Below are 21,494 nucleotides of genomic sequence, written 5' to 3'. Positions count from 1 at the left end.
TGTGCCCACCCATGATCCCTCCGGCCATCGGCCATAGTGTTTTCCTGCAGTATTGCGTTTCAGGAAATGGATCTTGTCATGTTCAAACTCATTTTGATGTCCACCAGTGCATTCGGACTTCCAGCTGCAGCAAACGCCTGTGAACTCCCCACAGAAAGACCGGCATTCACCGGCATCTAGAAGATCCCCATCTTCGGCGGCTGCCGCAGGGACTCTCTATTTCCCCCTGTGAAACCTGAATATTGCTATTTGAAAGGTAGTTGCATGGGCTTTATCGACAGGCTTTCGCCTCGCGCCACGAATGCTTTCTACAGAGCCTTGAGCAACCCGACAGACTGGGCGCATGTTGTCTGGCTCTGCATCGAAGAGGGCGTCAGGGATGCCGATTTTCTTGCCGACATTCCCTTCCATCTCAGCCACCCCGAACTGGGTGGGCGAGCTTTGGGACCGCATGAACATGATTTGATCACGCAGTGGAAGTCGTGGCGCTGGATCGTCGGCAAGATGTTGCCGGATGAAAAGGTGAAGACGGCAAAGGACCCTACGCTCACGAACTGGCTGAAGTCGCTCGATGTCAAAAAGGCGCCTTGGCACAAGGATCAGACAGCATGGTCGCATTTCAACAGACTGCTGGATTGCGAGAGGTTCCGGGTTTTCATGGCGAAAGCCAGCGAACGCGAAGGCCTCTACGAAACCACCTATCCCACGTTCAAATATCAGAGCGCGGTCCACAGCGGCTATACCGCCTATGAGCGGTCCGCGTATGTCCTGAGCTTCTGGAAGGTCGGTCAATCGAATGCGCTGACGGTATTAAAGAATGAAATGGTGCGCAGCCGGGGAAACCTGCAGGGAATAAGCGACCGATTTTTTGGAGTGGAGAGAAGTTTTTTTGTGAACATCGATCTCATTCACCGGTGGGCTGTATCCAGCACCACCAGCGATGGCCCGACGAATTATGATAATTGCATGAAATGGCTCGTGGATCTGCGCCAGAAGTCGAAATCTCAATATTCGATATTTTCCGTCTACGCTGACATGCTGGACCGCGTCTACAGAGCCAAGACCGATCCAAATCCAAAAACGGGTGGCCTGCCGTTCTAGGTTTCCCGCCTCAAAATGCCTTGAACCGCACGAGCTTGTTCTTCCTGACCGAGGGCTTCTGCAGCAACGATCCTGACTGCGGCGGCCGGGAAACTGCCGGAAAGCTTTACGAATGCGGCATTGCGAAATAAACAGGCTTCTGAACCCTCATTCGCTTCTCGCATGTTGACCGCGGACACGATTTCTGGTGACAGTCCGCCAGTCAAACCTTCAAGGAAATCCGCCGGATCGGGCGGCAAGAACAAACGGCACATTTGATGGCAACGGAACGGTACAACGCGCGCGAAGTGGAAGCGCGCTGGCAGAAGATCTGGAACGACAAGGACGTCTTCGTCACCCATAACGACGACCCCCGCGACAAGTACTATGTCCTAGAGATGTTCCCCTATCCGTCCGGCCGCATTCACATGGGCCATGTGCGCAACTATGCCATGGGCGATGTCGTTGCCCGCTACAAGCGCGCCCGGGGCTTCAACGTTCTGCATCCCATGGGCTGGGATGCCTTCGGCATGCCGGCGGAAAACGCCGCCATGCAGAACAAGGTGCATCCGAAGGACTGGACCTACGAGAACATCGCCACCATGCGCGAGCAGCTCAAGATCATGGGCCTGTCGCTGGACTGGACGCGCGAATTCGCCACCTGCGACGTCGCCTATTACACCCAGCAGCAGCGCCTGTTCCTGCAGTTCCTGGAAGCCGGCCTCGTCTACCGCAAGAACGCCAAGGTGAACTGGGACCCGGTCGACATGACGGTTCTGGCCAACGAACAGGTGATCGACGGCCGCGGCTGGCGCTCGGGCGCCCTGGTGGAGCAGCGGGAGCTGACCCAGTGGTTCTTCCGCATTTCCGACTACGCGGAAGACCTCCTGGAAGCCATCGACACGCTCGACCGCTGGCCGGACAAGGTCCGGCTGATGCAGAAGAACTGGATCGGCCGCTCCGAGGGCCTGCGCGTGCGCTTTGAATTCACGCAGGCCGCCCCGACCGGCGACACCTCGCTGGAGATCTTCACCACGCGGCCGGACACGCTCTTCGGCGCGTCCTTCATGGGCCTCTCTCCGGATCATCCGATCTCGGCAAAGCTGGCGGAAGACAATCCCGAGCTGAAAGCCTTCATCGAGGAATGCCGGCGTGTCGGCACCTCTGAAGAAGCCATTGAAAAGGCGGAGAAAAAGGGCCTCGACACCGGACTGCGCGTCAGGCACCCGCTGGATGCCTCGATCGAGCTGCCGGTCTATGTCGCCAATTTCATCCTGATGGGTTACGGCACCGGCGCCATCTTCGCCTGCCCGGCGCACGACCAGCGCGACCTGGACTTCGCCCGCAAATACGGTCTGCCCGTCAAGCCGGTCGTGCTGCCGAAGGATGCCGATCCGGCAAGCTTCGACGTCGGCACGGAGGCCTATACCGACGACGGCACCATCTTCAATTCTGACTTCCTCGACGGGCTCTCGATTGCCGATGCCAAGGATGCGGTCGCGAAGAAGCTGGAAGCCGTCAAGATCGACGGCGCGCCGCAGGCGGAACGCCAGGTGAATTTCCGCCTGCGCGACTGGGGCATCTCGCGCCAGCGCTACTGGGGCTGCCCGATCCCGGTCATCCACTGCGACGATTGCGGTGTGGTGCCGGAAAAGGATGAGAACCTGCCGGTCGAACTGCCGGAAGACATCAATTTCGACAAGCCTGGCAATCCGCTCGACCGCCATCCGACCTGGCGCGATACCTCCTGCCCGAAATGCGGCAAGGCGGCGAAGCGCGAAACCGATACGATGGACACATTCGTCGACAGCTCCTGGTATTTCGCCCGCTTCACCGCGCCGGATTGCGACCGGCCGACGGATCCGGACGCTGCCAATGGCTGGCTGCCGGTGGACCAGTATATCGGCGGCGTCGAACATGCGATCCTGCACCTGCTCTATTCCCGCTTCTTCACCCGGGCGATGCAGAAGGTCGGCGCCCTGGACCTGAAGGAGCCCTTCAAGGGTCTCTTCACGCAGGGCATGGTGACCCACGAGACCTATCGGCTCGGCGAAGGCACCAGCGGCCGCTGGATCGCACCGGCTGAGATCCGGATCGAGGATGTCGACGGCAAGCGCCGCGCGACCCTGATCGACACCGGCGAGGAAGTTGCCATCGGCTCGATCGAGAAGATGTCGAAGTCGAAGAAAAACACCATCGACCCGACCGACATCATCGACACCTACGGTGCCGACACGGCCCGCTGGTTCATGCTGTCCGACAGCCCGCCCGAGCGCGACGTCATCTGGACCGAAGACGGTGTCCAGGGCGCCTGGCGCTTCGTCCAACGCGTCTGGCGTCTGATCGGCGAGATTGCGGACAAGTTCGAACCGCGCGGCGGCAAGGCGCCTGAAGTGGACGGCAAGGCCCTCGATCTGCGCCGGGCCAGCCACAAGACGCTGCAGGCGGTCTCCGCCGACATCGAGGGTCTCGGCTTCAACCGCGCCGTTGCCCGCCTCTACGAACTCGTCAACACGATCTCCAAGGTCGTCAATGACGGTATCGACGATGCCGGGACCGAATATGCGGTGCGCGAGGCGGCCGACTTCCTGGTACAGATGATGGCACCGATGATGCCGCATCTGGCCGAGGAATGCTGGTCCGTGCTTGGCCACGACAACCTGATTTCCGAGGCCAAATGGCCCACGGCGGACGAGGCGCTGCTGTCGGATGACAGCGTCACCTATCCGATCCAGATCAACGGCAAGAAGCGCGCCGAGCTGACAATCGCAAAAGAGGCTTCCAAAGAGGAGGTCGAAGCGGCTACCTTGGCGCTCGACACCGTCCGCAAGGCGCTTGAGGGCAAGCCGCCGAAAAAGATTATCGTGGTACCGCAAAGGATCGTGAATGTCGTTGTCTGACAACCTCTTCCCGCAGAACGGCGCCGCCCGCCGCGCCGCCCTTTGCGTCCTCTTTGCAGCCGCTGTAGCGCTCAGCGGCTGCCAGGTCCGTCCGCTGTACGGCACCGGGAGCGGCGATTTCGGCACGGTTTCGTCACCGGTGGCGGCCGAACTGGCTGCAATCGACCTCGACACCATCTCCAGTCAGTTCGCCAACAACGACGCCTCCAGGGTGCTCTACAACGAACTTTCCTACCGTTTTGAGCGCGGTGCCGGCTCAGGGGCGAAGAAATACCGGCTGAAGGTGCTGATGGATGTCGGCAGCTCGGCCGTCGGCGTGGAGCGGTTTGCGGATGTGCCCGCGGCCTATACGACGACGATGAATTCCACCTTCGTTCTGAGCGACATTGCTACCGACGAAACGCTGATGACCGGCCGGGCCTTCAAGTCCGCCTCCTACGACTTCTCGAGCCAGCGTTTTGCCAATACGCGCGCCTTTCGCGATGCCCAGGAGCGGGTTGCCAAATCCGTTGCCGACGACATTGCCGCGCGTGTCGCCGGTTATTTCGCCAGCCAGTCCTGACACCTGACCGGAGCCGATCCCCGTGACTGTCCTGAAAGCCGCGGAGATCGACCGGTTCGTTGCCAATCCGCCTGACGCCGGCGGTGTCGTGCTGATTTTCGGTCCGGACACCGGCCTCGTCTCGGAACGCGCCACGCGGCTGGTGAACAAGGCCTCGGAAGGCGACAGCGATCCCTTCAACCTCATCAAGATCGATGCCTCGGATCTCGGATCGGATCCGACTCGATTGATCGACGAGGTGCTGACGGTGCCGCTCTTCGGCGGCCGCCGGATCGTCTGGGTCAAGGACGCGTCCTCGAAGAACCTCAACCCGGCCGTCGAGCCGGTCCTGAAGCTGGACGACTGGCAGACGCTGGTGGTGCTGGAAGCCGGCGACATCAAGAAGGGCGCCGGCCTCCGGAAACTGATCGAACCGCACAAACGCGCCATTGCCGTTCCCTGTTACGCCGACAACGATCGCGGCATCGACCAGCTCATCGACGAAGAAACCCGTGACGCGGGGCTGACCATCACCCGGGAAGCCCGGGCCGCGCTGCACAGCCTGCTCGGCGGCGACCGCATGGCCAGCCGGGGCGAGTTGAAGAAGCTTTGCCTCTATGCCCTCAACAAGGGCCGGATCGACAGCGAGGACATCGAGGCAATTATCGGCGATGCTTCCGCGTTTGAAATGTCCGAACTGATCGATGCCGCCGCTGCCGGAGACCTCGCCTTGCTCGACCACGGCCTGGAACGTCTGGCGGAAGCCGGCTCGAAAGCCTCGGTGATCGCCAACCAGACGCTGAAGCATTTCCAGCATTTGCATCGGATGCGAATCGATATCGATCAGGGCAAGCCCGCCCAGGCGGTCGTCGACGGTCAGCGCCCACCGATCTTCTTCACCCGCAAGGCAAAATTCACCCAGCAGCTGCGCATCTGGTCTCTGAAAGATCTTGAACGCGCCATGGGTATCTTGAGCGAAGCCACGCGCGTTTCCCGCCTCAACGACGCCCTGGGTGTGCCAGTGCTCTCCGAAGCCCTGCTGACCCTCGGACGGGCGGCAAGGGCACGCAGCCAGCGGCGGTAACGGCCCCTCCCGCTCCCGTTTTCAAGCCACCTCACACCTCATCCTGAGGAAGCGTGAACGCGCTGTCTCGAAGGATAAGCGGCAAACTCCGAACAAGGTGCCCATCCTTCGAGACGGACCTGACGGTCCTCCTCAGGATGAGGATTTCGCGTGGCAAATGCTCGCTAAAGAACAAACAAAAAGCCGGGGCGTTACCACTCCGGCTTTCAATTAGACTAAGCTATTTCAAAGACTTAACGCGTCTCGACACCGAGCTTCTTGCAGATCTCGTCGAGCTGTTCCAGCGACGTGTACTTGATCTTCAGGTCGCCCGATTCCTTGCCCGGCTTGTGACCGACGGTGACCTTCAGGCCGAGCGTGTCAGTCAGGCGCTTTTCCAGGGCCTTGGTGTCGGCATCCTTCGGTGCCTTCTCTGCCGGGGCCTTCTGGCCCATCAGCTTGGCAAGCGCTTCCGGATCCTGGGCGATCTTTTCGGTCTCGCGGACGCTGAGCCCTTTTTCAACGATCAGATCGGCAAGCGCACTCGGGTCTTCGATGGTGATCAGCGCCCGCGCGTGACCAGCCGTCAACAGGCCCTCATGCAGGTAGTCCTTCACCGAATTCGGCAACTTCAGAAGCCGCATGGTGTTGGCGACATGGCTTCGGCTCTTGCCGATGACCTTGGCGAGCTCGCCCTGGCTGTAGCTGAATTCGGCGGTGAGCTGTTCATAGCCCATCGCCTCTTCGATCGGATTGAGGTCGGCGCGCTGGACGTTCTCGATGATGGCAAGCTCGAGCGCTTCCTGGTCGGTGACGTCGCGGATGATGATTGGCGCTTCATGCAGACCGGCACGCTGCGCGGCCCGCCAGCGGCGCTCGCCGGCAATGATCTCGAAACGGTTGGGCTTGCCGGCGGCCGGGCGCACCAGGATAGGCTGAACGATGCCCTTGGCCTTCAGCGATTCGGCAAGATCCGCCAGATCCTTCTCTGTGAAGGTCTTGCGCGGGTTGCGCGGGTTCGGCTGCAGATGCTCGATCGGCACCTTGCGGCTGTCGCGAATGATCTTTTCAGGCGGAGCGGCGGCCTCCGGAGCAGAATCTCCTATCAGCGCCGCCAGACCACGGCCCAAACGCTTGTTCTTGACGTCTCTTTCCGCCATACCGCACCTTTTTCTTTTTATATTTCAATGGGATACAGCATGGCGACTGTGCCTCTTGCGCCGCCATGCGCAGATCTTGTCAATTCGGGTCCGAATCAACCGGGCCGAGGGCCTTGGCCTCAGGCCGCGACGCGGCGCAGTTCGCGCTCGCGCTGGATGATTTCCGATGCCAGACGCAGGTAAGCCTGGCTACCGGCGCATTTCAGATCGTAAAGCAGCGCCGGCTTGCCATAGGACGGCGCTTCGGAAATGCGCACGTTCCGCGGAATGATCGTCTCGTAGACCGCATCGCCCATGGTCTCGCGCACATCGGCGACAACCTGACTGGAGAGGTTGTTGCGGCTGTCATACATGGTCAGCACGATGCCGTGGATGCTGAGTTCCGGGTTCAGCGCGTTCTTGACCTGCTCGACCGTGCTCAAAAGCTGGCTGAGACCTTCCAGCGCGAAGAACTCGCACTGCAGCGGCACCAGGATGGAATGAGACGCCGACAGGGCATTGATCGTCAAAAGGTTCAAGGACGGCGGGCAGTCGACCAGCACATAGGTAAAGCCGATTTCCTGGAACAGCCGCGACCGGGTCAGGTTCTCGACAGCGCTGCGCAGGCGGAAGGCGCGGTCGCTGGTCGAGGCGATTTCCAGTTCAAGGCCGAGCAGGTCCATGGTGGACGGTGCGACCCACAGACGCTGCACCGCTGTCTCGCGGATGGCTTCGTCCAGTGCGCAGTCGCCACTGAGGACCTCATAGGTAGAGACGCCGCGGTCGCGATGCTCGATACCGAGACCGGTCGAGGCGTTGCCCTGCGGGTCGAGATCGATCACCAGCACCTTTTCGCCGATGGCCGCCAGCGCCGTGCCGAGATTGATGGCGGTGGTGGTTTTGCCCACTCCGCCCTTCTGGTTCGCAAGCGCGAGAACGCGCGGCGTTTCGGGAAGCATGCTCATTGCCACAACACCTTCCTGGGCTACTCCGGCCGGGCAGAAATATTGGAGAAAAGAAGCATCCGGCTCACAGGATCAATAAGACTGTCTTTTTCTATCATGTCGAACTGCCATCGGGCAGAGGCTTCGTTAACTTCTCGCTGAAAATCCTGACCTTTGTGGAAAACGGCCTTCGCGCCAAGCGCCGTAAACGGCTCGGCAAGCTGAAACAGCAGGTCAAGCGAGGCCAGAGCCCGGGCAGACACCGCATCCACGGTCCCGCCCTTCCACTCTTTCGCAACCGATTCGATCCGGCCCGGATGCACGGTCCCGGTGGAGCCGGTTTCGCGCAGGGCCGTTCGCAGGAAGGCCGCCTTGCGCTGGTTGCTCTCGATCATGTGGACATGGGCACCGGGCTCGTCCGCCAGCAGGATCGCGGTCACCACTCCGGGGAAGCCGCCACCGCTGCCGATATCCACCCAGACCCGGGCCTCTGGATAACTCCACTGCGTTTGCAGGCTGTCGGCCACATGCCGGGTCCAGATATCCGGGATTGTCGACGGCGCAATGAGGTTTTGTGCGTGCTGCCACTTCAGAACGAGGTCGACATAGATCTGGAGTCTATCCAACGTTTCACGTGAAACATCCCCAAACTTATGCACAACCTGTCCAGAGGTATTCAACACCACCGGGCGCCCCATCAGGCAGCTCCCCGCTGGCTCTGGCGCTTCAGGTGCGACAGGATAAGGGTCAGCGCGGCCGGCGTCATGCCGTCCATGCGCGAGGCCTGGCCGAGCGTCGCCGGTCGAATATCGATGAGTTTCTGGCGTACCTCATTGGAAAGACCGGTGATCGCTTCGTAGTCGAAACCATCGGGGATACCCAAAGCCTCGTCCCGTTTCAACGCTTCGATGTCGGCCGACTGGCGGTCGAGATAAACCGCATAGAGCGCATCGGTTGCCACCTGCTCCGCGATGCCGGGATCCACTTCTGCCAACTCCGGCCAGACTGCCGTGAGGCGTTCGAAGGTGACATCCGGATAGGACAGGAGATCGAAGGCCGAGCGGCGGATGCCATCCTGGTTCACCGGCAGACCCTTCTTCTTGGCTTCGGACGGCGTCACGCTCAGCCGCTTCAAAAGATCCCGGGTGGCCGAGATGCGCGCCATCTTGTCTTCGAACGCCAGGCGCCGCTCCTCCGAGATACAGCCGATCTCAAGCCCAAGCGGTGTCAGGCGCTGGTCCGCATTGTCTGCCCGGAGCGACAGCCGGTACTCGGCGCGTGAGGTGAACATGCGGTAAGGCTCGGTGATGCCGCGGGTAATGAGGTCGTCGATCATGACGCCGATATAGCCTTCCGAGCGGTCGACCACGAAGGGGTCCTTCCCCGAAGCCTTCAGGGCCGCGTTGAGGCCGGCGACGAGGCCTTGCGCGCCAGCCTCTTCGTAGCCTGTCGTGCCGTTGATCTGGCCGGCAAGATAGAGCCCGGGGCAACGCTTTGCTTCCAACGTCGGACGCAGCTCACGCGGGTCAACATGGTCATATTCGATCGCATAGCCCGGCTGCAGCACCACCACATCCTCAAGGCCCGGAATGGTCTTCAGGAAAGCGATCTGTGCGTCTTCCGGCAAGGACGTGGAGATCCCGTTCGGATAGACCGTGTGATCGTCCAGGCCTTCCGGCTCCAGGAAGATCTGATGACCGTCCCGGTCGCCGAAGCGAACGATCTTGTCTTCGATGGACGGGCAATAGCGCGGTCCACGTCCCTTGATCTCCCCGGAATACATGGCCGAGCGCGACAGGTTCTCGCGGATGATGCGATGGGTCTCGGGCGTCGTCCGGGTGATGTGGCAAGGAATCTGCGGCGTCTCGATCTTCGCCGTCAGGGTAGAGAACGGGATTGGGTCCTCGTCGCCCGGCTGTTCTTCCAGCCGGTCCCAATGAATGGTGCGGCCATCGAGACGCGCCGGCGTGCCCGTCTTCAGGCGGCCGAGCTCGAAGCCGATCTCCTCCAGAGACTCCGAAAGACCCAACGCCGGGGCTTCGCCGGACCGGCCTGCCGGGATCTTTCTGTCACCGATATGGATCAGCCCGCGCAGGAAAGTGCCGCTCGTCAGAACGATGGCCTTGCAGGCCACCAGCCGGCCGTCGGCGAGGTCGATACCGGAGACAATCCGGCCCTCGCCTTCGCCGTCAAACCGGATCCTGTGGGCTTCACCTTCGACAACGGTCAGGTTCGCGGTCGCAGCGATCTCCCGCTGCATGGCTTCCCGGTAGAGCTTGCGGTCTGCCTGTGCCCTCGGACCACGCACCGCCGGACCCTTGCGCCGGTTGAGCATGCGGAACTGGATGCCCCCCTGATCGGCGACCCGCCCCATCAGACCGTCGAGCGCATCGATCTCACGTACCAGATGCCCCTTCCCCAAACCACCGATGGCCGGATTGCAGGACATGACGCCGATGGTGTCGAAGCGGTGGGTAACGAGCGCGGTCCGGGCACCGGCACGGGCGGATGCCGCCGCAGCCTCACAGCCAGCGTGGCCGCCACCAATCACAACTACATCGAAGGTCAGGGTCTGATCGTTCATAGTCTCTACCGCTCACAGAGCCCGTCTGTTCAACGTCGGGCCCGGCACTATCCGGTTCGGTTTTCAAGGATCTTAAGTCCGGCCGTAGCCAGAGTATCACAGGCCGGAAAACCCGGCACCTGTTCGCGGGAGACTTATACGTGCGAGCGCCCGGAAGGTCAAAGCGGAATTCAGGCGGACAACCCTGCCATGCGATGCGCGGCGCTCAGCCCCAGCAGGAACAATCGTTCCTGATTCACGTGAAACATGTTCCGGTTCAGAACCGACCCCCGGAAGCCTTGAGATGATTCACGTGAAACAGTCATTTACCAATGCAGAAATCCCGGAAGATGACATCCAGCAGGTCTTCCACATCGATGCGTCCGGTGATCCGTCCGAGGGCATCGGCGGCCCGGCGCAGGTCCTCCGCCCGCAGCTCCGCCGGCAGATGATGTGAGCTGACGGCAGCCTGCAGTCCTGCAAGGCAGTCCTTCAGGTAATGCCGGTGCCGCTCCCGCGTCGCCAGGGGCGCCTCTCCCAGGGAAATTGTTTCTTCGGCAAAACGGGTCAGACGGTTGAAGAGCGCATTCATTCCATCGGGTGACTTGGTAGAACAAGCAATATCAAGGATCGTTCCGGAAGAGTCTTGTTCCGGAAGAGTCTCAAGATCGGCCTTTGTGTTAACGATCCAGACGGGCACCGAGGCGCGCAAATCTGCCGGCAGACCGGCTTCAGGATTGTCCTGTTTTATCCCACCCGGCTCAACCGCCCACAACACCAGGTCCGCTGCCCGGCCGCGTTCCTCCGCCCGCCGGATACCCTCCTTCTCGACAATGCCCTCGGTCTGGCGCAGGCCTGCCGTGTCGACCAGGGTCACAGGGTAACCTCCAAGGTCGAGATGCACCTCGATCACGTCGCGTGTCGTGCCCGCCTCTTCAGTGACGATGGCCACATCCCGTCCGGCAATGGCATTCAGCAGGCTCGACTTGCCAGCGTTGGGTGCGCCCATCAGGACGACTTGCAGGCCGGAGCGCAAGCGCTCGCCACTCCTGGAGCGGTCCAGGTGATCGGCAATCTCGGCCCGGAGGTCTGAGGCCTCGCCCCAGACCTCGTCGGCGACACTGCCCGGCACATCCTCCTCGTCGGCGAAATCGAAGTCGGCCTCGATCATCGCCCGCATGTGGATGAGCCGCCGGCGCCAGTCGTCATAGAGCTTGCCCAAGGCGCCACCCATCTGCCGCATGGCCTGCTTGCGCTGGCTCTCCGTCTCCGCGGCGATCAGGTCGGCAAGGCCTTCGACCTCGGTCAGGTCCATGCGACCGCGATCGAACGCCCGCCGCGTGAACTCCCCTGCCTCTGCCGGGCGGCACTCGTCGAAGCTGCCAAGAACCGACAGCAACCCGCTGACGACAGCCCGCCCACCATGGCACTGGAGTTCGGCGACATCTTCGCCGGTGAAACTGGCCGGGCCTTCGAAGAAGATCACCACCGCTTCATCCAGCAGATCGGCTGTCTCCGGATGCTTGAGCTTGGCCAGCATTGCCTTGCGTGGATAAGGAACCCGGCCGGCGAGTGCCTTCACGATCTCCTGCGTCTTTGGTCCGGACACCCGGATCACCGCAACACCGGACGGCACCGCGCCGCTGGAAAGCGCAAAGATCGTATCTGCCATGGAGGTCCTCTGGGCCGGTCTAAAGGTCAATCGACCGCCTCTTTATCAAGTCTCGGCGCCTGCGAAAAGCCAGCGCCACTCCGTTCCGCGGGCGAATCGAATGGAAGGGTGGGACTCGGGTCACAAGATCTGTTTCACGTGAATCAATGAAGAACTAACGGACGTCCGACCGCGCCTGGCCTCTTCCCACCCTCAGTCGTCATCCCGGCCGCAGCAAAGCGAAGAGCCGGGACCCAGGACTCCCGGGAAAGGATTGGATGTCCGAGATCCAAGAATGGAGGATGAGGTTTCCTGGGTCCCCGCTTTCGCGGAGATGACATCTGAGAGTTAGGAGACGGCGCCATATATGGGCGGTGGCTAGGCTTCCAGTCGGACCGGACCCGATTCAAACTCACGGATTCACGTGAAACATCTTTTGCAAATCCTGGTCTCTTCTCCCGGCTTCACGTGAATCCCGAAAGCCGCGAGCAAGCCGATCCCCCGACCTCACACCAGCTGCGCCGCCCAATCGGACTTCGCCAACCGGTAAAGCACATGCAGTTCGAGAGGATGGCCCGCAGGCAACTTCGGATGCAGGAAATCGGCCTCCTCGTCCCGTGTCATGCCGATCCGCGTCATGACCTTCTGCGAAGGAATGTTGGCGGGAACCGTGAAAGCAACGATCTCGTCATAGCCAATGGTTTCAAAACCGAATCGAAGCCAGGCGCGGGCAGCCTCGCTGGCATAACCTTGTCCCCAGGCCGAACGCTTCAGCCGCCAGCCGATATCGACGCACGGGGCGAAGAGCAAGTCTTCCACCTCATGGACATCGAGACCGGCAAAGCCGATGAACTCCCTCGTCGCCTTCAGTTCGATCGGTGCATAGAAGACGCCGTGTTCCTTGTAGCAATCGCGGCACATGCCGATCAGCTTCAGCGTCCTTTCACGGGTGAGCAGATCGGGGAAATACCGCATGACCTCCGGATCGGCACAAAGCTCTGCGCAAGCCTCGACGTCTTCATCCTTCCAGGTTCTCAGCAGCAGCCGCTCCGTTTCGATTTCAAAGGGATCCGACATCAGAAAGAAGCTCCGGAGCGTTTTGCTGTTTCACGTGAATCTGTTCCCGGCCGTAGCTCGCAATGCCGGTCGGTTCACTCGGATCTGCCAGTCTATTTTCTTCAAGCGATAGAAAACATGTCTTGCGACCGGATGATCGGCAGGCAAGCTCGGGTGCAGGAAATCGCCTTGCCTGTCCCGAACCATTCCGATCTTTTCCATCACCCGCTGAGACGGCAGGTTTGCCGGGATTGTAAAGGAAACGATTTCCTCCAGACCAATTGTTTCAAACCCGAATCGAAGCCATTCTGCGGCAGCTTCACCGGCGTAGCCCTGGCCCCAAGCCGAGCGCCTCAACCGCCAGCCGATTTCAACGCAAGGATCGAAGGGCAAGGGCTTCGCGTAAGAAGGCCGGTTCAAGCCGACAAAGCCGATGAATTCACCCGTCGCCCTGACCTCGACGGCAGAGAGAAAGAACCCCTCTGTCGTCAATTGAGTTCCGCTCTTCGAGATCAGGAGAGCGGATCTTTCCCGTGTCCAGACATCCGGAAAGTAGCGCATGACTTGCTGATCGGCGCACATGTCGGCAAAGGGGTCGAGATCCTCGTCCTTCCAGGATCGAAGCAAAAGGCGATCCGTCTCGAGCAAAAAGGCATCAGCCATAAATTCGGATCCGATTCAATAAAGGGGCGGATTCACGTGAAACGCAGGCGGTCGTAATGTCTTAACAAAAAGTAAAGGCGCGAACCCTTGCCGGGCCGCGCCTTTGAATAGAACCCGATCCGCCAGGGATCAAGTGTTCATGCTGTCGAAGAAATCGTCGTTCGATTTGGTCTGCTTGAGCTTGTCGAGCAGGAACTCGATCGCATCGACCGTGCCCATCGGGTTGAGGATACGGCGCAGGACGAAGGTCTTCTTGAGACGCTCGGCCGGAACCAGCAGCTCTTCCTTGCGGGTGCCGGACCGCTGGATGTCGATGGCCGGGTAGACGCGCTTGTCGGAGATCTTGCGGTCAAGGATGATTTCGGAGTTACCCGTGCCCTTGAACTCTTCGAAGATGACTTCGTCCATGCGGCTGCCGGTATCGATCAGCGCGGTGGCGATGATGGTCAGCGATCCGCCCTCTTCGATGTTACGGGCGGCACCGAAGAAGCGCTTCGGGCGCTGCAGGGCGTTGGCGTCGACACCACCGGTCAGGACCTTGCCCGAAGACGGCACCACAGTGTTGTAGGCGCGGCCGAGGCGGGTGATGGAGTCGAGCAGAATGACGACGTCACGGCCATGTTCGGTCAGGCGCTTGGCCTTCTCGATCACCATCTCGGCAACCTGGACGTGGCGGGCGGCCGGCTCGTCGAATGTGGAGGAAACCACTTCGCCGTTTACCGTGCGCTGCATGTCGGTGACTTCTTCCGGACGCTCGTCGATCAGGAGAACGATCAGATAACATTCCGGATGATTGGTGGTGATGGACTTCGCGATGTTCTGCAGAAACACGGTCTTACCGGTCCGCGGTGGCGCGGTGATCAGCGCGCGCTGGCCCTTGCCGAGCGGTGCCACCAGGTCGATGACCCGGGCGGAAAGGTCCTTGATGGTTGGATCCGGGATCTCCATCTTGAACCGCTCGTCCGGATAAAGCGGCGTCAGGTTGTCGAAGTGAACCTTGTGCCGGGCCTTTTCCGGATCTTCGAAATTGATGGTGTTGACTTTGAGGAGGGCAAAATACCGTTCGCCCTCTTTCGGGCTGCGGATCTGGCCTTCGACGGTGTCCCCTGTCCGCAGCGAAAAGCGGCGGATCTGCGAGGGCGAGACGTAAATGTCGTCCGGGCCCGGCAGATAGTTCGCATCCGGAGAGCGGAGGAAGCCGAAGCCGTCCTGAAGGACTTCAACGACGCCTTCGCCGATAATCTCCACATCCTGGGCAGCCAGGTTTTTAAGGATGGCGAACATCAGCTCCTGCTTGCGCATGGTGCTGGCGTTTTCGACTTCAAGCTCCTCGGCGGTCTGGAGCAGCTCTGTCGGTGTTTTTTCTTTTAGGTCTTTGAGTTTCATTTCCCGCATCGAGTTTGGGTCTTTTTGTCGTTGTTATGGATGGAATGGATTTGGAAGGTCGTTCTGTGCCGGATGTGATGGGTCGGCCAGAAGATATCTGAGAGACTTTTAGACGTGTCCAGATTGTACGGCGTTTGCGGAGCGACATTGAACGAACGCTGCACCGTATGAAGATGCGCGAAAGATACGTTGATTTGAATCAAAGCGCAAGCCCGGAAATCTGCCGGTTTTTTAGGCCGCTAAAGACAAATGACTGTCATAAAAGAACGGCCGCGAAGATGCGGCCGCTGTCGTTTAGAAGAAAACACCGTCCTAAAACGGTTTGACGATCACGAAAATCACGATGCCGATCATCAGCACCGTCGGAACCTCGTTGAGGATGCGGTAATAGCGCGCAGGCCGCTTGTTTTCATCCTTGGCAAAAGTCTTCACGCAGCGGCTGAGATGACCGTGCACGCCGGACATGATCAGCACCAGGGCGAACTTGGCGTGGAACCAGCCGTCTTGCCAGGCCTGAAGCTCCCAGGCCAGCCAGAGGCCGAAGACCCAGGCGGCCATCATCGCCGGATTGATAATCGCCTTCAAAAGCCGCCGTTCCATCACCTTGAAGGTTTCCGACTGCTTCGAACCAGGCTCCGCGTCGACGTGATAGACGAAGAGCCGCGGCAGGTAGAGCATGCCCGCCATCCAGGCGATGATCGAAATGACATGCAGCGCCTTGACCCACAAGAAGAGATCCATGCCTTACCCCTTCCGCACCAGCTCGACCATGCGGGCGACATTTTCCGGATCCGCATCCGGGGTCACGCCATGGCCGAGATTGAAGACGAGCGGGCCCTTGTCGAAAGTGTTCAGGATATGGGCAACGCCCTCTTCCAGCGCCTTGCCGCCGGCGACCAGCCGCATCGGGTCGAGATTGCCCTGGATCGGCACTTTCTTCTGGATGTCGAGCGCCACCTGGTCCGGAGCCGTCCAGTCGAATCCGACCGCGTCGACGCCTGTGCCTTCCACATAGGCCTGCATCCGCGCAGAGGAGGCTTTCGGAAATCCGATGATCTTTGCCTCCGGCCGTGAAGCCTTAACACCGTCGACGATCCTGCGGGTTGGCTCGATCGACCAGCGCTTGAACCCGGCTTCATCGAGAACGCCTGCCCAGGTGTCGAAAATCTGCACGGCATCCGCGCCGGCATCGAGCTGCCGGATCAGATAGCGGATCGAGGCCGTCACCAGCTGATCGATGAACTGCTGCATCAGGTCCGGATCCCGATAGGCGCCCACACGTGCCGCAATCTGATCCTGGGTGGTGTGACCGGCAACGGAATAGCAGGCAACGGTCCAGGGAGCGCCACAGAAGCCGAGCAGCGTCGTTTCCGCGGGCAGTTCAGCCCGGAGCCGCGAAACCGTCTCTATGACCGGTTTTAAGTGATCCTCTGCGCGTTCCTGATCGAGACGATCCAAAAGCGTGGCAGAGAGTGGCTCGAGGACCGGACCGCGTCCTTCTTCAAAACGAACCGGGTATCCGATGGCGTCCGGCACGACGAAGATGTCGGAAAAGAGAATGCTCGCATCAAAACCATAACGGCGGATCGGCTGGAGTGTGACCTCGGTTGCGAGATCCAGCGAATAGCAGAACTCCAGGAAGTTCGCAGCCTTGGCTCTCACTTCCCGGTATTCGGGCAGATAGCGGCCTGCCTGGCGCATCATCCAGATTGGGGGTGGCCAGAGTTTTTCTCCGGCGAGAACCCGCATCACCGCCCTGTCTTGGGATTTCATGAGGTCGCCTTTCCCACATTTCAAAACAATAAAGATTCTTATTTTGAATCTGTTTTTTTTATTTAAGCGTGGATTACCGGGATCATTTTCTATCCACAATCCTTGCCGCCTATTTTCTCGGCGGGAAAAATCCGGCCGCTTGTTAAGCGGAAATCCTCCCCAGGAGTCGATAACAGGATTTGACACGCATTTACAATCACTTGTCGGTCTGTTTACGTTTCGTTAAGAAATTGGGCGCTGGTGGACAATCTGTCGATATGTCACAGCGCTCTTGTGAATCCACATCCATGCACAACCGTTTCGGTGCCAGTTTGCGCGCGTTTAAGGATTGTTAATAAATTCGGGTGAGCGGGCATAACTTCGGGCTAGGCACGCGCCTTTTAAGACGGTACCCAATTCATCAACAGGCCTGGGGATGACAACGTGAACAAGTCGAGACACTACTTTCATCTGCATCTGGTGTCCGATTCCACCGGCGAAACGCTGATGACGGTCGCCCGTGCCGCAACCGTTCAGTACGAGAACGTGCAGGAAATCGAGCACGTCTATCCGCTCGTCCGCTCCCACAAGCAGCTCGACCGGGTAATCACCGAAATTGAGAAAGCGCCCGGCATCGTGCTCTATACGCTGGTGGATGTGGAAATCGCCGGCCGGCTGGAGCAGAAATGCCGCGAACTCGGCATTCCCTTCGTCAATATCCTCGATCCGGTCTTCGCCGTCTTCCAGTCCTATCTCAACGTGACCCAGACCCACCGCGTTGGCGGTCAGCATGAGCTGGACGCCGAATATTTCCGCCGCATGGAAGCGCTGAACTACACGATGCTGCACGATGACGGCCAGATCTGGGACGATCTTGAATCCGCCGACATCGTGCTGATCGGCATTTCGCGCACCTCCAAGACACCAACCTGCATTTATCTCGCAAACCGCGGCATCAAGGCGGCCAATGTACCGCTGGTTCCGGGCATTGCCCTGCCGGACCACGTGAAAAAACTGCAGCAGCCGATGATTGTCGGCCTCATCGCCTCGGCCGAACGCATCCAGCAGATCCGCCGCAACCGGGTGCTGTCGCTGAATTCGGAAGGCTATAACGACACTTATGTCGACAGGAAGGAGATCTCCCAGGAGATCAACATGACCCGTCGGCTGTGCACCGAGCACGGCTGGCCGCTGATCGACGTCACCAGGCGCTCCGTTGAAGAAACGGCCGCCGAAATTCTGACCCTTTTCAAAGACCACAAATCGGAGCGGGACAACCGGCAGAACCTTTGACCGGTTCGGCCCAGTCCGGGGAACTCTCATGACCATTGTACTGGCAAGCGGAAGCAGGATCCGCGCAGACTTGTTGAAAAATGCAGGCCTTTCGATCGATGTCGACCCGGCCGATGTGGATGAACGCGCCGTAGAGGCGCCGCTCTTGGAAGCCGGGTTTCCGCCGGAGGACCTTGCGAGCGTTCTTGCCGAAGCCAAGGCGAACGATGTCAGCGCCCGCCGGCCGGGCGATCTTGTGATCGGTGCCGACCAGATCCTGGCCTTCGAAGGCGAACGGCGCACCAAGCCGGAGGATATGGAAGCTGCCCGGCGGCAATTGCTCGCCTTTTCCGGCAAGACCCACGAGCTGCACTCTGCCGTGGTGATTTCAAAGGGCGGCGAGGCAATCTGGCGGCATGTTTCGACAGCCCGTCTCACCATGCGCGACCTCAGCCCGGCCTTCATCGGCCATTACCTCGCAGCGGCCGGCGAAGAGGTGCTTTCGAGCGTCGGCGCCTACCAGCTGGAAGGCCTCGGTGTGCAGCTGTTTGAAAAGATTGATGGCGACTACTTCACCATTCTCGGCCTGCCGCTCCTGCCGCTTCTCGGCGAGCTCCGCGCCCTGAAGGTGATCGAGACATGAGCGGCACCTTGAAAAAAGCAGCGATCACCGGACATCCGGTCACCCATTCGCGCTCGCCGATGGTGCATGGCTACTGGCTGAAGAAGCACGGCCTTGCCGGGGAATACGGCCGGGTCGACGTGGCCCCGGAAGAGGCTGAAGATTTTTACCGGAATTTTGCCCGCTCGGGCCTTTCGGGCGCCAATGTCACGGTGCCGCACAAGGAAGTGGCGGCAGCCAGCTGTGACTGGCTGGACGATGCCGCCAGATCCATGGGGGCCGCCAACACGTTGTGGCTGGACGCGGCCGGCAAGCTCTGCGGCGCCAACACCGACGGTCTCGGTTTTCTCGGCAACCTCGATCAACTGGCGCCGGGTTGGGACGTTTCACGTGAATCTGCGGTGGTTCTGGGCGCGGGTGGCGCGGCCCGGGCCGTGGTATGGGCGCTTTTGTCCCGGAAATTCACAACAGTGCATATTGTCAACCGAACCTTTGAAAAAGCAAAGGCAATTACCGATGCATTTGGCTCCGGAACGGTTGCCCATGGCTGGGACAATCTGGGGACAGTGCTGGAAAAAGCCGGTCTTCTGGTCAACACGACGTCCCTCGGCATGGCGGGCAAGGCGCCGCTGGAAATCGATCTCGCGCCATTGCCAACAACAGCGCTTGTGACCGATGCAGTCTATGTACCGCTGGAAACGGACCTGCTGCGCCAGGCCAGGTCCCGGGGAAACCGGGCGGTGGACGGGCTCGGCATGCTCCTGCACCAGGCCGTGCCCGGTTTCGAGCGCTGGTTCGGCGTCCGGCCGGAAGTGGACGAGGCCTTGCGCAACCTGATCCTGGAAGATCTTGGAGTGACCGCGTGATCCGCATCGGCCTTACCGGCTCCATCGGCATGGGCAAGTCGACGACGGCAAAGATGTTCGCCGCCGCGGGCGTGCCGGTGCAAGATTCCGATGCCACCGTGCACGCCCTCTATGCCGGCCGCGCCGCACCGCTGATCGAGGCGGTCTTTCCGGGTACGGTCCGGGACGGCAAGGTCGACCGGACCCTGCTCTCGCCGCATGTGCTTGGCAAGCCGGAGGCCATGAAAAGGCTTGAGTCGATTGTTCATCCCCTGGTGCGGGAGGAAGAGCAGCTCTTTCTGGAGCGCGTCCGGGCGGAGCACCGCCGCATCGTCATGCTGGATATCCCGCTGCTCTTTGAAACCGGTGGCGAACACCGGGTCGATGCCATCGTGGTGGTCACCGCCGATGGAGAGGTTCAGCGCCAGCGGGTGCTCGCCCGGCCGGGCATGACGGAGGACCGCTTCGAGGCGATCCTCGCGCGGCAGATGCCGGACGCGGAAAAACGCCGCCGCGCGCATTTCCTGATCGATACGGGATTGGGCATGGAGTCTGCAAGACGGCAGGTCCGGGCGATCCTCAAGGCGTTGGCAGCGGTGGGGTGAAGTAGTCAGTATAAACCTAATATTGACGCACAAAATAATGTCTTTGAATTCTCTGTTCTGTAGCAATTACCCAAGAACTTTGATGCATGATCTCCATTTATGTATTCGAATTTGGCGGGTATATTGTTAAGAAAAACCTCATTCCCATTTCTAGAAATAAATGTGGTCAATCCATTTTTCCATTTGAAAGTAAAAACCGAAATTTTGTTATTTTTTTTGAGATCCAAATCACACTCGCCCTCGATTTCAATTTTCTCGCTGCGCAAGAAACATTCGGGCCCAATTTCTGTTTGCCATCCACCAGCAATTGCAGAGGTGCAAATGCAACTAAGTGTAACGGCAACTACGAACGATTGAGGCAAAGACATTATTGAACCCTTTGATATTCCCGAACTTAATTGCAAAACTCGGCAAATGATTGCGCAAGAGCGCGGGAAGCCTGCGGCGGCTATTGCCTGGTTGAAATCGCCGGTCTGTTCAGAGGTCCGCAACGACCTTTTCTCGTATACCGCGCAGTTGTCGTCCAGATTACGAAAATAATGTGAAACCCAATAGTCTCTTGTATCTCGACCGGATCGACACCGGGGTTTCTTTGGAACATTCAACGGGTTAGCCGGTTCACAACAAAGGGACCCAATCGGAGCCAGCTATGATTGCCAACTTGTTTCAGCGCGTCGGCCGCGAAGAACTCCCCTTGATCTTGGCCTTGTTGTTCTCCGCGGGAGGGCTCTGGGGCTTTTTTGAACTTGCAGATGAGGTTTCCGAAGGCAGCACCAGGGAGCTGGATCGCTCGCTGCTTCTCGCTCTTCGCAGCCCCACTGATGTGACAGATCCGCTCGGCCCGGCGTGGCTTGAGGAGATGATGCGGGACTTCACGGCGCTCGGCAGCGTCGGTGTGCTGGCGATGATAACGCTGATGGTGGTGGGCTATCTGTTCGTGATCTCCAAGCCGCGGGCGGGCCTTGCGGTTTTCGCCGCGGTCAGTGGCGGCCAGGTGCTGAGTTCGGTTGTGAAACTTCTCATCGACAGGGACCGGCCGGATCTTGTGCCGCACGGTGCCCAGGTCTTCACGGCGAGTTTTCCCAGCGGCCACTCCATGATGGCGGCGGTAGTTTATCTCACGCTCGCCGTGATGATTATCCGGCTGAGCCCCTTTTGGGTGGCAAAGGTCTACATTCTCGGCTGCGCGATGCTGATCGCGGTTATCGTTGGCATCAGCCGCGTCTATCTCGGCGTGCATTGGCCGACCGATGTTCTGGCCGGCTGGACCGTGGGATCGATCTGGGCCGTATTCTGCTGGCTGGTCACCGTTGTTCTTCAACGCGCCAGGGTCCTCAGGAAAGCGCCAGATGCTGCACTCTAGCCTGTAACCGGCCCGGAACACCGGGGAAAACCTGCCCGAAGCCTTGCCT

The 21,494-nt window shown here is 59.9% G+C and carries 20 protein-coding genes; 9 read left to right on the top strand and 11 right to left on the bottom strand.

Annotated elements, in window-relative coordinates:
* Positions 1 to 264: 264 nt before the first annotated feature.
* Positions 265 to 1,101 (top strand): hypothetical protein, encoded by an 837-nt coding sequence (locus ACX3M4_RS18585; protein WP_459354472.1) that lies wholly within the window; start codon positions 265 to 267, stop codon positions 1,099 to 1,101.
* Here ACX3M4_RS18585 and ACX3M4_RS18580 read toward each other — a convergent pair.
* Positions 1,098 to 1,340 (bottom strand): hypothetical protein, encoded by a 243-nt coding sequence (locus ACX3M4_RS18580; protein WP_459354471.1) that lies wholly within the window; start codon positions 1,338 to 1,340, stop codon positions 1,098 to 1,100. The two genes, ACX3M4_RS18585 and ACX3M4_RS18580, sit on opposite strands and share 4 nt — an antisense overlap.
* 18 nt (positions 1,341 to 1,358) lie before the next feature.
* On the opposite strand from ACX3M4_RS18580, the gene leuS reads away from it, so the two are divergent.
* The 3 genes from leuS to holA are packed head-to-tail and all read left to right on the top strand — an operon-like array spanning position 1,359 to position 5,605.
* On the top strand, positions 1,359 to 3,980 hold the full coding sequence (leuS, locus tag ACX3M4_RS18575; RefSeq protein WP_459354470.1) for a leucine--tRNA ligase: 2,622 nt from the start codon (positions 1,359 to 1,361) through the stop codon (positions 3,978 to 3,980).
* Positions 3,967 to 4,542, top strand: coding sequence for an LPS assembly lipoprotein LptE (locus tag ACX3M4_RS18570; RefSeq protein WP_459354469.1), 576 nt, complete (start codon positions 3,967 to 3,969; stop codon positions 4,540 to 4,542). The genes leuS and ACX3M4_RS18570 overlap by 14 nt, the downstream gene beginning before the upstream one ends.
* A gap of 22 nt (positions 4,543 to 4,564) precedes the next feature.
* The gene (holA, locus tag ACX3M4_RS18565) at positions 4,565 to 5,605 is read left to right on the top strand and encodes a DNA polymerase III subunit delta (protein ID WP_459354468.1); all 1,041 of its coding nucleotides are present in this window, start codon (positions 4,565 to 4,567) and stop codon (positions 5,603 to 5,605) included.
* A 233-nt stretch (positions 5,606 to 5,838) separates the two neighbouring features.
* Here holA and ACX3M4_RS18560 read toward each other — a convergent pair whose 3' ends face one another.
* The 10 genes from ACX3M4_RS18560 to hemE form a co-directional block, all read right to left on the bottom strand.
* Complete coding sequence (locus ACX3M4_RS18560) at positions 5,839 to 6,744, bottom strand: ParB/RepB/Spo0J family partition protein (RefSeq protein WP_459354467.1); 906 nt, start codon at positions 6,742 to 6,744, stop codon at positions 5,839 to 5,841.
* A gap of 119 nt (positions 6,745 to 6,863) precedes the next feature.
* Entirely contained in the window at positions 6,864 to 7,688 is an 825-nt protein-coding gene (locus ACX3M4_RS18555) for a ParA family protein (RefSeq protein ID WP_459354466.1), read from the bottom strand.
* Positions 7,689 to 7,708: 20 nt separating this feature from the next.
* Positions 7,709 to 8,365, bottom strand: coding sequence for a 16S rRNA (guanine(527)-N(7))-methyltransferase RsmG (gene rsmG / locus ACX3M4_RS18550; RefSeq protein ID WP_459354465.1), 657 nt, complete (start codon positions 8,363 to 8,365; stop codon positions 7,709 to 7,711).
* Positions 8,365 to 10,251, bottom strand: coding sequence for a tRNA uridine-5-carboxymethylaminomethyl(34) synthesis enzyme MnmG (gene mnmG / locus ACX3M4_RS18545; protein ID WP_459354464.1), 1,887 nt, complete (start codon positions 10,249 to 10,251; stop codon positions 8,365 to 8,367). The genes rsmG and mnmG overlap by 1 nt, the downstream gene beginning before the upstream one ends.
* A gap of 301 nt (positions 10,252 to 10,552) precedes the next feature.
* Positions 10,553 to 11,902 (bottom strand): tRNA uridine-5-carboxymethylaminomethyl(34) synthesis GTPase MnmE, encoded by a 1,350-nt coding sequence (gene mnmE, locus ACX3M4_RS18540; RefSeq protein WP_459354463.1) that lies wholly within the window; start codon positions 11,900 to 11,902, stop codon positions 10,553 to 10,555.
* Positions 11,903 to 12,388: 486 nt separating this feature from the next.
* Positions 12,389 to 12,958, bottom strand: a complete 570-nt coding sequence (locus ACX3M4_RS18535; RefSeq protein WP_459354462.1) for a GNAT family N-acetyltransferase — start codon at positions 12,956 to 12,958, stop codon at positions 12,389 to 12,391.
* Positions 12,959 to 12,988: 30 nt separating this feature from the next.
* Complete coding sequence (locus ACX3M4_RS18530) at positions 12,989 to 13,600, bottom strand: GNAT family N-acetyltransferase (protein ID WP_459354461.1); 612 nt, start codon at positions 13,598 to 13,600, stop codon at positions 12,989 to 12,991.
* 129 nt (positions 13,601 to 13,729) lie between these two features.
* The gene (rho, locus tag ACX3M4_RS18525; RefSeq protein ID WP_459354460.1) at positions 13,730 to 14,995 is read right to left on the bottom strand and encodes a transcription termination factor Rho; all 1,266 of its coding nucleotides are present in this window, start codon (positions 14,993 to 14,995) and stop codon (positions 13,730 to 13,732) included.
* Positions 14,996 to 15,298: 303 nt separating this feature from the next.
* Positions 15,299 to 15,727, bottom strand: a complete 429-nt coding sequence (gene hemJ / locus ACX3M4_RS18520; protein ID WP_459354459.1) for a protoporphyrinogen oxidase HemJ — start codon at positions 15,725 to 15,727, stop codon at positions 15,299 to 15,301.
* A gap of 3 nt (positions 15,728 to 15,730) precedes the next feature.
* Complete coding sequence (gene hemE, locus ACX3M4_RS18515) at positions 15,731 to 16,759, bottom strand: uroporphyrinogen decarboxylase (RefSeq protein ID WP_459354458.1); 1,029 nt, start codon at positions 16,757 to 16,759, stop codon at positions 15,731 to 15,733.
* A 423-nt stretch (positions 16,760 to 17,182) separates the two neighbouring features.
* On the opposite strand from hemE, the gene ACX3M4_RS18510 reads away from it, so the two are divergent.
* The 5 genes from ACX3M4_RS18510 (at position 17,183) to ACX3M4_RS18490 (ending at position 21,445) form a co-directional block, all read left to right on the top strand.
* Complete coding sequence (locus ACX3M4_RS18510; RefSeq protein ID WP_459354457.1) at positions 17,183 to 18,031, top strand: pyruvate, water dikinase regulatory protein; 849 nt, start codon at positions 17,183 to 17,185, stop codon at positions 18,029 to 18,031.
* Positions 18,032 to 18,059: 28 nt separating this feature from the next.
* Complete coding sequence (locus ACX3M4_RS18505) at positions 18,060 to 18,653, top strand: Maf-like protein (RefSeq protein WP_459354456.1); 594 nt, start codon at positions 18,060 to 18,062, stop codon at positions 18,651 to 18,653.
* Positions 18,650 to 19,498 (top strand): shikimate dehydrogenase, encoded by an 849-nt coding sequence (locus ACX3M4_RS18500; RefSeq protein ID WP_459354455.1) that lies wholly within the window; start codon positions 18,650 to 18,652, stop codon positions 19,496 to 19,498. Before ACX3M4_RS18505 ends, ACX3M4_RS18500 begins: the two co-directional genes overlap by 4 nt.
* The gene (coaE, locus tag ACX3M4_RS18495) at positions 19,495 to 20,082 is read left to right on the top strand and encodes a dephospho-CoA kinase (RefSeq protein WP_459354454.1); all 588 of its coding nucleotides are present in this window, start codon (positions 19,495 to 19,497) and stop codon (positions 20,080 to 20,082) included. Before ACX3M4_RS18500 ends, coaE begins: the two co-directional genes overlap by 4 nt.
* 649 nt (positions 20,083 to 20,731) lie before the next feature.
* On the top strand, positions 20,732 to 21,445 hold the full coding sequence (locus ACX3M4_RS18490) for a phosphatase PAP2 family protein (protein WP_459354453.1): 714 nt from the start codon (positions 20,732 to 20,734) through the stop codon (positions 21,443 to 21,445).
* Positions 21,446 to 21,494: the final 49 nt, after the last annotated feature.

The organism is Roseibium sp. M-1, from assembly GCF_054515675.1.
Note: the sequence above shows the minus strand (reverse complement) of the source record. Positions and strands in the feature narration are given on the sequence as shown.